12 protein-coding genes are annotated in these 14,321 nt (G+C 44.0%); 4 read left to right on the top strand and 8 right to left on the bottom strand.

Translation table 11 applies throughout. The features are described 5' to 3' along the window. The 3 genes from AXF12_RS00210 (at window position 1) to AXF12_RS00200 (ending at window position 2,774) form a co-directional block, all read left to right on the top strand. Entirely contained in the window at window positions 1-1,461 is a 1,461-nt protein-coding gene (locus AXF12_RS00210; RefSeq protein WP_066427523.1) for a sensor histidine kinase, read from the top strand. 26 nt (window positions 1,462-1,487) lie between these two features. After that, on the top strand, window positions 1,488-1,928 hold the full coding sequence (locus tag AXF12_RS00205; protein ID WP_074860919.1) for a copper resistance protein NlpE: 441 nt from the start codon (window positions 1,488-1,490) through the stop codon (window positions 1,926-1,928). A gap of 156 nt (window positions 1,929-2,084) precedes the next feature. After that, on the top strand, window positions 2,085-2,774 hold the full coding sequence (locus AXF12_RS00200; RefSeq protein ID WP_066427520.1) for an LOG family protein: 690 nt from the start codon (window positions 2,085-2,087) through the stop codon (window positions 2,772-2,774). A 261-nt stretch (window positions 2,775-3,035) separates the two neighbouring features. On the opposite strand, the gene AXF12_RS00195 is transcribed toward AXF12_RS00200, so the two are convergent. From AXF12_RS00195 to AXF12_RS00180, 4 genes are all read right to left on the bottom strand, one after another. Further along, window positions 3,036-4,199 carry a VWA domain-containing protein gene (locus tag AXF12_RS00195; protein ID WP_066427518.1) on the bottom strand — a complete coding sequence of 388 codons (1,164 nt, stop codon included), beginning with the start codon at window positions 4,197-4,199 and terminating at the stop codon, window positions 3,036-3,038. Between the two features lies 1 nt (window position 4,200). Then, entirely contained in the window at window positions 4,201-4,932 is a 732-nt protein-coding gene (locus AXF12_RS00190; RefSeq protein ID WP_066427516.1) for an outer membrane beta-barrel protein, read from the bottom strand. Window positions 4,933-4,942: 10 nt separating this feature from the next. After that, window positions 4,943-5,584, bottom strand: a complete 642-nt coding sequence (gene pdxH / locus AXF12_RS00185; RefSeq protein ID WP_066427514.1) for a pyridoxamine 5'-phosphate oxidase — start codon at window positions 5,582-5,584, stop codon at window positions 4,943-4,945. Window positions 5,585-5,735: 151 nt separating this feature from the next. Then, on the bottom strand, window positions 5,736-7,850 hold the full coding sequence (locus tag AXF12_RS00180; protein ID WP_066427512.1) for a peptidylprolyl isomerase: 2,115 nt from the start codon (window positions 7,848-7,850) through the stop codon (window positions 5,736-5,738). Between the two features lie 279 nt (window positions 7,851-8,129). On the opposite strand from AXF12_RS00180, the gene AXF12_RS00175 reads away from it, so the two are divergent. Continuing rightward, entirely contained in the window at window positions 8,130-8,744 is a 615-nt protein-coding gene (locus tag AXF12_RS00175) for a superoxide dismutase (protein ID WP_066427511.1), read from the top strand. Between the two features lie 99 nt (window positions 8,745-8,843). On the opposite strand, the gene AXF12_RS00170 is transcribed toward AXF12_RS00175, so the two are convergent. From AXF12_RS00170 to AXF12_RS00155, 4 genes are all read right to left on the bottom strand, one after another. After that, complete coding sequence (locus AXF12_RS00170) at window positions 8,844-10,487, bottom strand: S8 family peptidase (protein WP_066431616.1); 1,644 nt, start codon at window positions 10,485-10,487, stop codon at window positions 8,844-8,846. A gap of 105 nt (window positions 10,488-10,592) precedes the next feature. Next, window positions 10,593-11,513, bottom strand: coding sequence for a hydroxymethylbilane synthase (gene hemC / locus AXF12_RS00165; protein WP_066427509.1), 921 nt, complete (start codon window positions 11,511-11,513; stop codon window positions 10,593-10,595). Window positions 11,514-11,551: 38 nt separating this feature from the next. Continuing rightward, window positions 11,552-12,808, bottom strand: a complete 1,257-nt coding sequence (gene hemA, locus AXF12_RS00160; protein WP_066427506.1) for a glutamyl-tRNA reductase — start codon at window positions 12,806-12,808, stop codon at window positions 11,552-11,554. A 238-nt stretch (window positions 12,809-13,046) separates the two neighbouring features. Beyond that, window positions 13,047-14,303, bottom strand: a complete 1,257-nt coding sequence (locus tag AXF12_RS00155; RefSeq protein WP_066427504.1) for a cellulase family glycosylhydrolase — start codon at window positions 14,301-14,303, stop codon at window positions 13,047-13,049. Window positions 14,304-14,321 lie beyond the last annotated feature (18 nt).

Here is a 14,321-nt window from a genome sequence, read left to right as displayed (position 1 = left end):
ATGTTCAAGAAAAGCTCACTCCGGTTACGCATCTTTTTGAGTATGACCTTGTTGGTGGTCGTAGCCTTTGCTATATTGGCAGTGGTGCTCGCTGCACAGTATCGCAAGCAAGCTACTGAGTACCGTGATGAGCGTCTGGTAGACAAAGAGAGCCAGATCAAAACGCAGATATCTTACGTATTTGCCAACACTACTTATCCCGTTGAAACTTTCTTTATCCCGCTGATATTCAGGGAAGATATTTATACGATTGCTAATATTGAGAACCTCAACTTTGCTCTTTATGACCTTAATGGCAATCTGCTCAAGAGTTCTAAGGCAACACTTTCGCCTGATAAGGACGCCCTTTTTATCCCTGAACACATTCTCTATCAGCTCAGTACCCAGCTCGATAAGCGTATTGCTCAACATTACGACTACAATGGGCACGGCTACCAAATATCGTACAGCTATATTACTGATGCGCAGTTCAAACCCATTGCTATCTTGCATATTCCTTACTTTGAGGACGATACCTTCATTGAGCGCGCTTTGGAGGGTTCACTTTACCAATTGGCAGTGGTGTACTTTTCCCTGCTAATTCTCTCGCTAACAGTGGCATACTTCATTTCTAAATATATTACTAAATCCCTTAAAACTATTGAGAAGCGGCTCGGTCATACACGTTTGTTAGAACGCAATGAGAAGCTCATACTGACCTCATCTCCTGCTGAGATACGCGAATTGGTCAGTGCCTACAATGCAATGATTGACGAGATAGAGAATAGCAAAAAACTCCTCGCTCAATCGGAACGTGAACAGGCGTGGCGTGATATGGCTAAGCAAGTAGCCCACGAGATCAAGAACCCACTGACCCCAATGCGCCTTTCGGTACAGAGTTTCCAGCGCAAACTCAGCAAAGGAACGCTCACTGAGGAAGAGATGAATGAGTTCTGCGAATCATTAGTGCAGCAGATAGACATTCTCAGCAATATCTCTGCTGCCTTCTCAGCATTGACGAATATGCCTGCTAAGAACGATGAGTACTTCAACTTCGTACCTGTAATCAAGCGTACGCTCGACATCTTCGATACGGACATAGTGCACTTCCATTACAGCGAGGAAGACATCAGTAGCACCTTCGACAAAGATCAACTTGGGCGTGTGGTTACCAATCTTGTTAAAAATGCGCTACAAGCCACGGAGAGCATCGCAAATCCTCAGGTAGAGGTAAACCTTACCACTGATGGAGATCGCATTGTTTTGCGTGTTAAAGACAATGGTATAGGCATTGCCGAAGAGGATAAGGAAAAGATCTTTGAGCCTAAGTTTACCACCAAGAGCAGTGGTAGCGGCTTAGGGCTGGCGATGGTAAGGAATATTGTGCTATCATATCAAGGGACGATTAGCTTTAGCAGTGAGGAAGGAAAAGGCAGTGAGTTTATTGTAAGTTTGGCACGCATTTTGATAAGTAACAAGTAATATTTAATATCAATTATTTTTCACCAATGAAAAGACACATTTTAACATTAGCCGTATTGGCAATGGCTTTCGCCGCTTGCCAGAACACCAACAGCAACAACGCTCAAACCGCTTCTGAGACTACTGAGGCAGCGATGATGCAAGATGAAAAGCCTGCTATGGAAGCACCCGCTTGGGCAGGAACTTATGTGGGTACATTACCAGCTGCGGATACAGGGGGGTATGTAACCGTTCTTGAACTGCGTGCCGACAATACCTATCGCTTGCAGGAAAAAGCTGCCGATAAGAATTTCAAAGATGAGCAAGAAGGCACTTTTGTTTTTGAAGGAGGTAAGTTTACCCTTACTAGCGAGAAAGGAGAGAAAACCTACTATGCCCTTAAGGATAATGGAAAGATCCTTCTCTTGGATAAGGATGGCAATGAAATCAAGACAGAGCTTGATTATAGCCTTACTAAGAAGATGTAATAGCTGTTGAGAAAGTTTGGATAGCCCTGCCTTTGGTAGGGCTTTTTTTGTGTTTTTATTAATCAGAGCTTTTATTTTTAGAATATTACTCTAAAAACTTGTATTGTTCAGAATATTATTATTACCTTTGCAGCCTTATAACTTAAAATAATAAATATGAGTAAGAAACATTCAAAAGTTTGGCACGAGATTAAGACACACGATGCGTGGTCTATTTTTAAGATAATGAGTGAGTTTGTGCACGGCTATGAGCAGATGAGTGCCATAGGTCCGTGCATTTGTATTTTTGGTTCTGCGAGGCTTAAGCCAGGCAGTAAGTATTATGAGCTTACAGAGCGTATTGGTCGTAAGATTGTGGAGGCAGGTTACGGAGTGATTACTGGGGGTGGTCCTGGAATTATGGAAGCAGGCAATAAGGGTGCCCACGAGGCAGGTGGAGTGTCAGCGGGGCTAAATATTGATCTACCTTTTGAGCAAACCAACAATTCGTATATTGACCACGACAAGAATATCAAGTTCGATTACTTTTTTGCGCGTAAAGTGATGTTTGTGAAGTATTCGCAGGCTTTAGTGGCAATGCCAGGAGGTTTTGGTACGCTTGATGAACTTTTTGAATCAATAACATTAGTACAGACGCGTAAAATTGACCAAATACCTATCATTTTAGTGGGTACAGAGTATTGGAAAGGACTGATTGCGTGGGTAAAGGAAGTGCTTTTAGAGAAATTCAGCAATATAAGTGCTGGTGATATGGAATTGTTTCACTTAGTAGATACTGAAGATGAGGTGCTTGAGGTGATTGAAAACTTCTACAGTAAGAACAATCAGCTCAGACCTAATTTCTGATAAAGGAGAGAAATTTATTATATTTTTTGTATTTCAACATTCAGAAAGTTTATTGTTCTAATGTTTATACCTAATACCTGATTTGTATTATGCGTCCATATGGGCTATTTTATCCGTATGTCGTCCGTATGTGTTCCGTACTTGTGGTGTTGGAATTCTTTTCTTTCTTAAGAATTAAGTGTAATGCAACTCAAGATATTATTACAGATAAAAGAAATGGCTATCCATATTGGTAGCCATTTCTTTTATCTGTATAATGCTTTACACGTTCTTCTCGCCTCCTTTATCACTCCCCTCGAACTTATTGAGGTCATCGCCTTTTAGGGCTGCCGCCACTAAGTCAGGAAGGCGGTCAGGGGTGCAGGCAAAGCAGGCGATACCTTTCTTAGCAATTTCCTTACCTAATTTCTCATCATAGTCGGGGCGACCGCTGTCTGAAAGTGCCAACAGCACCATCACTTTTACACCATCGCTGTGCATCTGCTCAAGGCGGCGTAAAAGACCCGCACGTACGCCTCCTTCGTAAAGGTCAGAGATGAGGATAAACATTGTCTTGCGAGGGTTCTCTATGAGTGTTTGACAATATGCTACCGACTTATTGATGTCCGTCCCCCCGCCGAGTTGTACCCCAAAGAGCATATCCACAGGGTCTTGACGACAGAGTTCTGTAAGGTCGGTAACCTCAGTGTCAAAAGCAATCACGTGCGTATCCAACGCAGGCATTGAGGCAAAGATGGAGCCCATCACTGAAGAGTAGATGATAGAGTCACACATCGAGCCACTTTGGTCGATATCAAGGATTACCGTCCAGCTCTTTTGCTTCTGTGTACGCTCAAAGAAGTAAAACTTCTCAGGAATAAGTCGCTTGGTTTCCGTGTCGTAGTTCTTCAAATTACGATTGATAGTCCGCTTCCAGTCTGTGGAGGAGAAGTTGGCAATCGGCGTATGTGCTTTCTTGTTAAGTGCCCCTGTTACTGCACGCCGTAGGTCTTGCTCCATACGCTTCATTATCTCATCTACTACTGCCTTTACTAGCTCACGTGCCGAATCCTTTGACTTCTTAGGTATCTGCCCTTTCAGTGCCATCAACGTGCCCACCATAGCGATGTCGGGCTTCACATTCTTGAGCGTCTCAGGCTCAAAGAGCAGTTTGGTAAGCCCTTTGCGCTCAATGGCGTCCGCTTGTATGATACTCACCACATCTGGCGGGAAGAAGTTGCGCACATCGGTGAGCCACTTAGCGAGATTGGGAGCTGACTTCCCCAACCCAGCACCGCGACCACTGCCTTTGCCACCCTCAGTATCGTCATAGAGTGCCGCAAGGGTAGCGTCTAACAGTGATTGCTCTTCGCTGAGGGCAGCCTCGCCCATTGCCCGCACATCTTGCCCGAGTATCAATCGCCAACGTGTGATATGCTCTTCCATTCTATAAGATGTAAAACATTAATCCTATTTGTAATACGTTTGATTTCAGGCTAGTACCCTCTGCAGTATGGGCATCTTTCATCAGTGGGGTAAGGTTGTATTGCACGAAGAAGTTCAGCGCATTATAGCCAAAGACAGCAAATGCTTTACACTGAAACGTCTTATTAATGTCAGGATTTTGAAATGAGGTGGAGACACTACTGCGTGTATTCAAACTGCGCTCGCTGAAGATATACCCAAGTCTCAAACCTGTGTACACGCGCCAAAACTTATGACTTTCAGGGGTAGAGGTGCGATAGCGAAACTCAATAGGAAACTCAACGGTGTGGGTCTCAAAGAAGTTCCTGCTGAGGTCTAAATCCTTAAATCGCTCTACAATTTGGTAATCCACGCCTGTGGCAGTCTTGGTAGCGAGCATATTGTTATACACACGATCGTAAGCATAGCCCAAGCCCGCCGCAAAGCCAACAGTGCGCTTCGCATTTATGGGAATATCCCGCAAAAAGCCCGCATGTATACCTCGCGAAAGGTTATGCTGCACCACATTGGTAGCCTTCACCGCCAGATAATCATAAGTGAAGCCTACGTAAAACTGATCTTCAAGATAGTCGAGGTCTACGGAAGTGTTGGTAACCGTCTGTTTAACGGAGCTCATTACGCCTTCATCCATATCCTCTTGGGAAAAACCTGTAAAAGGCAATGCTATAAGTATTAAAAATATCCAATTCTTCATAAAAATTCTATTAAGGTGCTAAGCGTTCTCTTATCCAATCGTAAGTGTCAGTGAGGGTATACCGCAGGCGGTCGTGCAAGCGATTAGGGCGTCCTTGCCAGAACTCCATTGACACAGGGCGCACTAAGAACCCTCCCCAATAGGCTGGGCGAGGCACTTCCTTATCGGCGTAGACTTGCTCTAAGGCGTGGAGCTTTTCTTCTAAGTATTCCCGTGAAGGCACTACCTCACTTTGGGGTGAGACCATTGCCCCCAGCTGGCTACCCACAGGGCGCGAAGCAAAATAACCATCGGAGGTGCCTTCAGCCACCTTCTCAGCAATCCCTTTGATGATGATCTGCCGCTCTAATCCTGCCCAGAAGAACGACAAGCACAAATGTGGATTTGCCGCAATAGCACGCCCTTTCTCACTTTGATAGTTAGTGTAGAAGATAAAGCCCTCGGCAGTAAACTGCTTGAGCAACACCACTCGCGTTTTAGGAAAACCATCTAAGCCGATAGTTGCCACTGACATCGCGTTTGCCTCATCTACACTCTCACTCTCATCAGCATCATAAAACCACCGCTGAAATAGCTCCATAGGGTTCTCAGGGGCATCACCCTCTAAGAGTGCCTGCTTATTGTAAGTCTTTCTGTAATCGCTTAAATCCACACTATTAAATAATTAATTAACACCCCGCAAAAGTACGAAAAATATCCTAAACAGCCAAAATTTAGAGTGGTAAATAAAAATTAGGAGTTAAGAATAGGCATCACATTCCTATTCTTAACTCCTAATTTATCTTTTTCAGTTTCTATTTCTTCTAATAGAAGGTACTTAGATTATTTTTGATTTTCGCAGTACTTTCAAGAGCGTTGAGTACCTCGTCAATAGCACCTGATAGACGTTGAGTTTCAATAGCCTTAGCATAAGGGCGATAGTTGATAGGAGGGGTAGCTACTTGTAGGCTGTTAAGTTTGATTACATACACACCTCTTTCTCCTTCGATAGGCTTAGAGGTTGTACCTTGTTTCAAACCAAAAGCAGCCCCTACTACGCGAGGTTCGCGACCTTCGTTTGCAATGATTGCACTCTTCATTGTTAAGCCATTAGCTGTTTTAACCTCGGTCTTATTTGCTGAAGCAATTGCCTCTAAATTACCACCTTTTGCTTTCCCTTTCAAGATCTCAGCTTTCTTTTGCTTGATAAGAATAGGTTTTACAATATCGCGTACATCAGCTACTGAGCTGATACCTTCCTCTCCTTTCTTTACTAATTGAGCAACTACATAGTTACTATTGGAGTTGAACATCTTTACATCTCCTATCTTAGTGTCTTTTTCGAACAGCCATTTTACTAATGGGCGGTTAGAACCTAAGCCAGGTATGTTGTCATCATTTATATGAAGATAATCCCCACGGAGCACTGAAAGGTCAGATTTCTTGGCAATAGCACCAAATTCTTTTGGTTTTTCATTCACATCCATTTCGAATTTAGTTACTTTTGAGAATAATTCGTTAATGGTTTTATCTGAAGGTTCAATATTGTGTACAATGGTAGCCAGTTGTACTGTATTTACCTTATCAATTACTTTTATCACGTGGAATCCATAGTCAGTTTCTACCACTCCCACAGTGCCTGCTGGATTGTTAAAAGCAAACTCCTCAAAAGGTTTTACCATTTGTCCTTTGGTGATATACCCTAAGTTAGCACCACGGCGTTGTACACTTGGGTCGTCAGAGCTGGTTATGGCTAAGATATCAAAGTTTGCTTCAGGAGTCTTTGCCTGAGTGAGCAATTCCTCGGCACGTGCTTTAGCTTCCTCTTTAGTGCGCTTAAGAGCTGGATTAGCCCCTTGGCTTCCTTCATAAGCTACTAATATATGACTTACATTCACAGCACCGTTCATTTCTTTAGCCAACATACGGCTGAGTTTAACGGTGTTACCATCTTCGTATGGACCAAAAACTTTGCCTATTGGCAGATTAAATAGCGTATCAGCATACATAACGGGGAGATCGCTTTTTTTCACAAACAAGGAATCAAAGGGCACATTCGAGCGTCTGTTTACATACTCACGTACGTTCTTCACAGTTGCAAAACTTGCAATAGTATCATTCTTGTTTGTCTTCGCATTGAAAACGATCTCAGGGCGTAGATATTGCAAAGTAGCTTCTTTTTCCTTTTGGATATCTTCAGCTGAAGGTCGCTCATTGATTACTACGTATTGAATATTGCGGTAAGCCTCTTGCTTGAACTGCTTCTCGTGCTTCTTAATATATTGCTCTATTTCACTGTCGCTTACATTGATACTTTTGTCGTCGATAGTGTTGTATGGCAAGGCTACGTAGTTGATGTCTGCCATATCTTTCTCCTGAGCGTAGTCAATCTCAGCTTCAGCTTTGGTAACGCCTAACCCCGCCCCGATCAAGCTAAAGTACATCTGCATTTTAGTTTCTTGAACGATAGCATTTTCTTGCAGCTTCCATTGAGCGTAAGCCTGAGGATTTGATGATTTTATGTTTGCTATATACGCAGTAAATTTATTAGCATCGAATACACCAAACTCATTTGTGAAATTAGGATCTTTGCCCAATTCCGATTTTTCAAGAATAGCGAGTATTTGCTCTTTCTCCACACTCAGCCCTAATTTTTCCACTTGTTGGTTGAGAAGCGTCTGTTGCACATTCTGTTTCCAAATCTGCTGTGCTACCCAAGCGCTTCCTGCACCTGCATATTGGCGCTGAGCATTCTCTACCTGCTCTCTGAAGGGACCAATGGGGATATCCTCACCATTTACACTCCCTATTGCAGAGGGAACACCGCCACTAAACTTCCCACGACCAATGAAATCTGAAATCACAAAAGCGAAAAGGGCAAGCCCAATGATCGCTATCAAAAAAACGGTCTTACTTCTAATTTTCTCAAGAACTGCCATTGTTTATATACGTCTAAATTTTTAACTATGATTAATCGAACGGCGAAAGTACGACTTTTTAGCGAACTACAAAAATATTTCAGTAAAAAAATAAATACACTTATTTCTTTGCACCTCTAAAAAACGATCTATATTGATGATTTATAGTGATTTATAAATAGTATAGGTAGTTGTAAAAAAAGTGATTAAAAAATAACTTGAAGGAGAAAACAATCACGAGTAGTGTTATCTAAAATCTTTTTCGTACTTTTGCCGCCTAATAACTAAAAAACAATAACTATGTCATTTACATTACCTAAATTGCCGTATGCTTACGATGCCCTTGAGCCTCACATCGATGCTCGCACTATGGAAATACACCATACCAAGCATCACAATGCCTACACCACCAACCTCAATGCCGCCATCAATGGCACTCCGTTAGAGGGCAAAACCATTGAGGAAATCCTCTCCACCCTTGATATGAACAATGCTGCAGTGCGCAACAATGGGGGTGGCTATTACAATCACTGCCTCTTCTGGGAGGTGATGAGCCCTAATGGCGGCGGGGTACCCTCAGGCGAACTGGCTGCGGCTATTGATGCTGAGTTCGGCAGCTTCCAAGGTTTCAAAGAAGTCTTCTCCAAAGCTGCGGCTACGCGCTTCGGCTCGGGCTGGGCTTGGCTATGTGTGAGCAAAGGGGGCAAACTCTCTGTCTGCTCTACCCCTAATCAGGATAACCCGCTGATGCCCGCCATCAACTGCGCAGAAGGGGCACTGCCCATCTTAGCCTTGGACGTATGGGAACACGCTTATTACCTTAACTACCAGAACCGCCGCCCCGACTACATCGAGGCTTTCTTCAATGTTATCAATTGGGATAAGGTAGCGGAATTATACCAAAAAGGCAAATAATCGCTTACTTTACAGCAATAAAAGAGCCGCTCTGACTTGTTCAGAGCGGCTCTTTTACTTTTCTCTATTTACTAAAAGCCATTAGCCAAGGGCTAAAAGCTACTTTTTCATCTTTGTCTTTGTCAGCTGTGCTGCTAATATCACTGCATTGCGCGCATTGACGATAGTGCCTGTGGTTGAAAGATCCGCAAAAGGCACTTTCTTAGGTGCCGCATCACCGCGTTCATCACCGATGAGCACATCCATATTCACCTTCACTCCCGATTGCATAATAACCTTCTTTGTCTGTGCGGCAGTAAGCGAAGGGAAGTACGAGCGCAACAGTGCTGCTAAGCCCGCTACCTCAGGTGCCGCCATTGAAGTACCCTGCAAAAACTCGTATTTGTTATCAGGTGTGGTAGAGTAAATCTTCACCCCTGGGGCAAACACATCTACGTTGCGCTTGCCGTAGTTAGAAAACTCAGCCACCAAATGGTCGTTATACTCGTAGTTCAATGCCCCTACGGTGAGGAAGTTATCCGCAAATTCCTTGCCGTTGATCTCGTCCATCGGGAAGGTCGCATTCTTATCCAAGTCGATGTTCTTCGTATCGTTGCCCGCAGCATTCACGATAAGCACATCCTTAGCAGCGGCGTATTTAATAGCGTCGTACACCCATTCCTTATGAGGTGAATAGCCCTTGCCAAAGCTGGTGTTGATTACCTTAGCACCGTTGTCCACAGCGTAACGGATTGCAAGTGCCACATCCTTATCGTACTCATCGCCGTCAGGCACTGCACGCACTGCCATAATGAGCACCTTGTTAGCTACTCCATTCATCCCCTTGCCGTTATTGCGCTCAGCACCGATGATGCCTGCAACGTGCGTGCCGTGGAGAGCATCCTTAAGCACAGGACCCTTCACATTGTTGTCGCCGTAGTATTTCTTGCTGAAATCATTCTCGTCGTCCTTTAAGATGTCCTTACGCGGACTGAACTTCGTGTTTAAGTGGCGGTCTAACTTCGTATTAAAGTGCTCTAAGCCTTGCTCTAACTCCTTTTTGAGCTCTGCCGAATTGCCTGTCTTGCCGAGTATCTGGCGCATAAAAGCAATCGCCTCAGAGGTGTAAGCGTCGTACTTATTGCCTTTGGCAGCCTTTTCAACATCTTCGAGGGTATAAACATCCTTCTTGAGGAGGTTTTTCAAAATGCCATCTGAGAAGGTAACCACCTGCAAAAGCTGTTCGTACTGTTCCTTATCTTCCTTAGCCTCCTTGCGATCCTTGTCGTAGGCTTCTTTAGCTTTGGCATAATCAGGGTTCTTCTTATTGCCCGATTTCACGATGCGCGTCATCTCTGTGTTTTCAGCCCCGATATTGCCCAAGAAGTTCCAACCGTGGATATCGTCCACATAGCCGTTCTTGTCGTCATCAATGCCATTGCCAGGGATTTCCTTAGTATTTGTCCACACCACATTCTTCAAATCCTCGTGGTCAATATCCACCCCCGAATCCACTACGCCCACAATCACTGTCTGAGGCTTCATACCTTTAAGCAGTTCGTAAGCCCCTTTGAGGTTGATCCCTGGGAAACCTGTGGTAAGGCTTTCGTGAGGCCAAGGCTTTAGTGCCTCGTCAGTGTATTTCTTACCTTCTTTGGTAAGCGTAGTTGGTGCTTTATCAAAAGAGGCTGAAGCTATGTCCATAGCCGACTTACAGCCCACAAATAAGGTCGCCGCAGCAACCCATAAGAGAGATTTTTTAATATTCATTACACTATTTTTTATAAAACAGCGAGCAGCAGCTACCGCTCAGAAACGGCGGCAAAGGTACGCCGATTTTTTGAATTGACAATACTAAAGATGAAGATTTTATTTTGCTTGTGTGTTGAATTGCTCAATGATGGCTGCTCCTCCATTGGCTAAAACCATTGTGGCAAAGTGTTTTCCAGCCTCTGAGGCTTTACTGCTTTCAATTGTCTCGTCTACTGTGATAGCCTCCTTCCCGTCAGGAGAGAATAAGCCTCCTTTAAAGTGAATGGTGTTGTTTTCGAAGTAGGCATAAGCTCCAATAGGTGCAGTACATCCCCCTTCTAAGGTCTTTAAGAATTGCCTTTCTACCTCAGTACAGAGTTCGGTGGTAGGGTTGTTGAGCTGTGCTACTGCCTTGCGGGCATAAGCATCTTTCTCATTTACTACTACTACCATTGCCCCTTGTGCAGGTGCTGGCAACATCCAGTCCAGAACCAAATGGTTCGTAGGTTTTTTATTGATGCGTTCCAAGCCTGCTGCGGCAAAGATAGCGCCATCCCACGTGCTGTCAGTTAATTTTTGTAGACGTGTATTCACATTCCCACGCAAGTTTTCTACGGTGTGAAGTGGAAACCTATGCAGCCACTGTGCCTTCCTGCGCAAACTGCTGGTAGCAATAGTAGCTACTGAGGCAGTGTTTTCAGCAAAGTCAGCACTTGATTTGTAAAGTAAAATGTCGTGAGGATTGGCACGCTTCAGCACGGCCCCTTGTACAATGCCTTGGGGTAGGGTAGTGGGCACATCCTTCATACTGTGTACAGCAATGTCAATCTGCCCTTGCAACATTGCTATATCTAAGGTTTTGGTAAAAACCCCCACAATGCCCATCTCGTACAGAGGCTTATCTAAGATGATATCCCCTTCTGATTTTACAGCTACAATCTCAGTCTGGTAGCCTAAGGCTTCTAGCTGGCGTTGTACAGTATGTGCCTGCCATAAAGCAAGTTCACTATCTCGGGTGCCGATTCTAATTCGTCTCATTGATACGCTTTTTAAAAGTTAGCGCAAAAGTAAGTAAATTATCCGTTCTCAGCAACTTCTAACTGAAAAACTTGTTGTAACCAATTCACGCTCTCCTCCATATCTTGCGCCTCTTTGAGGTGGTTGACGAACTGTGTAGTGATCTTCTGGATAATGCGATTGCTGATAAGCTCTGCCTGCTGTTCGTTAAAGCCCTCTATCTTTTTGCGTTGGAAGTCGATTTCAGCCAGCTTTAAGCCTTCGAGCTTTGATTTCAGCGCTTGGATTGTAGGGGCAAACTTTCTGCGGTCGAGCCATTGCAGGAATTCAGCCTTCATCTCTTCGATGATGCGCATTGCATCAGGAATGGCTTTTTTACGGCGCTCAATGGTGTCGTCGGCGAGCTTCGAAAGTGTATCTAAGTGAATTACAGTAACATTAGGTAGCTCTTGCACCTCTTCTGCCACGTTCTTAGGGATGGATAAATCCAAGATGAGCAACGGCTTCTGTTGGGTGATAAGTGTTTTAGTAACCGTCGGTGTTGAAGCTCCTGTGGCAACTACCATCACGTCAGCTTGTGCGATCTCGCGATTCAGATCCTCAAAATCCTTTACGATAAGACTAAATTTACCTGCCACCTGCTCTGCCTTCTCGCGTGTGCGGTTGATGAGGGTAATGTGCTTGTTCTGTGTGTGTTTGATAAGGTTTTCACAAGTGTTGCGACCTATTTTTCCCACCCCAAAAAGCAGTATATTCTTCTGTGAAACCTCCTTCACATTATGTAGAATGTAGTGCACTGCTGCGAATGATACTGAGGCTGCCCCTGCTGAGAGGGCTGTCTCATTCTTAATACGCTTGCTCGCACTGATCACGCTGTTGATAAGGCGTTCTAAAAATGCCTTTGCCAATCCCTTATCCCGTGATAGCACAAAACTCTGTTTTATCTGGCTAATGATCTCAAAGTCACCTAATATTTGGCTATCTAAGCCCGTACCTACTTCAAAAAGATGTTGAATAGCCTCACGGTTCTTAAAGATATAGCCAATCTCTTGAAAGTCCTCAACCGTACCTTTTGAGAAGGCGCATAGCTGCTGTATCAGTTGGAAAGGGTGCTCTGCATAGCCGTAAAGTTCCGTGCGATTGCAGGTAGATATCACCATCAGCTCATCAATGCCACTTGCCTTTGCTTTCTCCAATAGCAATTCCTTCTGCTCAGCACTAAGGCTAAACAGACCTCGCATTGTAGCATCTGCCTTTTTGTAGCTTAGCCCAACGCAATAAAAGCTCTTACTCTTTGAAATATGTTCAGGATTCATTCTACTTTTACAACCTAATACAAAGCGTTTCTAACAAAATAAAAAACTTCATTATCTTGCTTTCAACGGCAAAGGTAATGAAGTTTCTTATTCTGTAGAAATATTTTTAACGAAGCCCTATCGAAGGCGTATCGGATAGATATCGTTATCTATTTCATTTTAAATAGTATACGTTAAAAACACCTCGACTTGCTACCCTGAAATATGTAACAAATCTAAATAATTTTAGGCTTATTTATTAATAGTTTTTCTTAAGTCCAGCCTTTACAACTTTGGCTCTTTGGGTTTCTGTTTTTGAAGGTGCTGGCATATTTTCTCCCTTAGCCCAGAAGTTATCAGGACCTTCGGGTTGCTCTAAGCTCCACGCTTGCCATTCTCTGAAAGCGTGATAGCACCACGAATAGCCTTTGCTTTCAAATACCTCCATAGCGTCTTTAAGCCATTTGGTTGACGAAGGAACGTCGCTCCAGCAAATCACACTAAACTCTCCGATGAGGGCGGGCACTTTGTGTTCTCTTACGAATTTGTCAAAAGGCTCTAAAAACTGAATCATAGTGTTCTTATCCCAATAACGAGCTTGGCTTGGTTGCTCCCAGCTCTCTTTGAGTTTACCAGGGTAGATATTAGCGCGTATTTTCTTTAAAGCCTCAGCACGTGTTGTAGGGTTCAGATAGAAAGTCTCGGATTTATCTCTCCCTTGAACCCCTTGGTGTGTAAACCCTGATGGTGCATAGTAGTGATAGCTGTACACCACGCGCTTGTCCTTCAATGGTTTTACATCTGCCCAACGGCTAATACTTGTACCAGGTTGATATACCACCCATACGTCGCTGTCAATCTTACGGATAGCAGCAACAATGTCGTCTGCCATATTCATCCATTGCTGCGAAGGTGCCCAATTGGTGCCTATAGCTGCCTCATTGTAAAGGTCGTACCCCCATATCACATTGTTGTATTTGGCATCTTTGAGCCTTTCGGCTATCATTTGCCAAAACTTGATAAACGAAGCTTTGGTGTTGGGACTGTTCCAAAACTCTTCGGTCTTCTCATAGTCAACAGTAGGTGCCTTGCCACCAACAGTTATAGGAGCTTGGTGAAGGTCTAACAGCACACGCATACCTACACTTTCAGCTTCTTGAATACGTTTTATGATTACGTTGTCAAAGTAAGCGGGTAGCGCTGCAAATACATCAGAGGTATGAACTTTCTCTACGGCATAGCTCGCAGGAGTCAGTTGCAAGCGTATCAAGTTAGCACCCCAGCTTCGTGCATCGCTGAGGTCTTTTGCAGTGATATGTTCCGCTCTTGATACCATAAACCCGCGACTTCTTGGAGGCTCTGTCTGCTGAGCAGGAGGCACTGGAGGTGTTGGCGGCAGTGGTTTAGGCGCTGGCACCTCAGGATCTGGATTGTCAGGAGTGTCCTTGTTGTCCTTATTGTCACAAGCAGTAAATGCAAGTGAACAAAGCATTAATAGTGTAATAAACTTTTTCATAATATTCGTGTATTAAAG

The sequence above is a fragment of the Capnocytophaga haemolytica genome, from assembly GCF_001553545.1.
Taxonomy (GTDB): Bacteria; Bacteroidota; Bacteroidia; order Flavobacteriales; family Flavobacteriaceae; genus Capnocytophaga; species Capnocytophaga haemolytica.
This window is presented reverse-complemented; position numbering and strand designations above follow the sequence as displayed.

Excerpts from the sequence above, each read along its gene's own strand:
- AXF12_RS00210 (WP_066427523.1), top strand. The coding sequence starts at position 1 with ATGTTCAAGAAAAGCTCACTCCGGTTACGCATCTTTTTGAGTATGACC.
- AXF12_RS00205 (WP_074860919.1), top strand. The coding sequence starts at position 1,488 with ATGAAAAGACACATTTTAACATTAGCCGTATTGGCAATGGCTTTCGCC.
- AXF12_RS00200 (WP_066427520.1), top strand. The coding sequence starts at position 2,085 with ATGAGTAAGAAACATTCAAAAGTTTGGCACGAGATTAAGACACACGAT.
- AXF12_RS00195 (WP_066427518.1), bottom strand. The coding sequence starts at position 4,199 with ATGGAAGAGCATATCACACGTTGGCGATTGATACTCGGGCAAGATGTG.
- AXF12_RS00190 (WP_066427516.1), bottom strand. The coding sequence starts at position 4,932 with ATGAAGAATTGGATATTTTTAATACTTATAGCATTGCCTTTTACAGGT.
- AXF12_RS00180 (WP_066427512.1), bottom strand. The coding sequence starts at position 7,850 with ATGGCAGTTCTTGAGAAAATTAGAAGTAAGACCGTTTTTTTGATAGCG.
- AXF12_RS00175 (WP_066427511.1), top strand. The coding sequence starts at position 8,130 with ATGTCATTTACATTACCTAAATTGCCGTATGCTTACGATGCCCTTGAG.
- hemC (WP_066427509.1), bottom strand. The coding sequence starts at position 11,513 with ATGAGACGAATTAGAATCGGCACCCGAGATAGTGAACTTGCTTTATGG.
- hemA (WP_066427506.1), bottom strand. The coding sequence starts at position 12,808 with ATGAATCCTGAACATATTTCAAAGAGTAAGAGCTTTTATTGCGTTGGG.
- AXF12_RS00155 (WP_066427504.1), bottom strand. The coding sequence starts at position 14,303 with ATGAAAAAGTTTATTACACTATTAATGCTTTGTTCACTTGCATTTACT.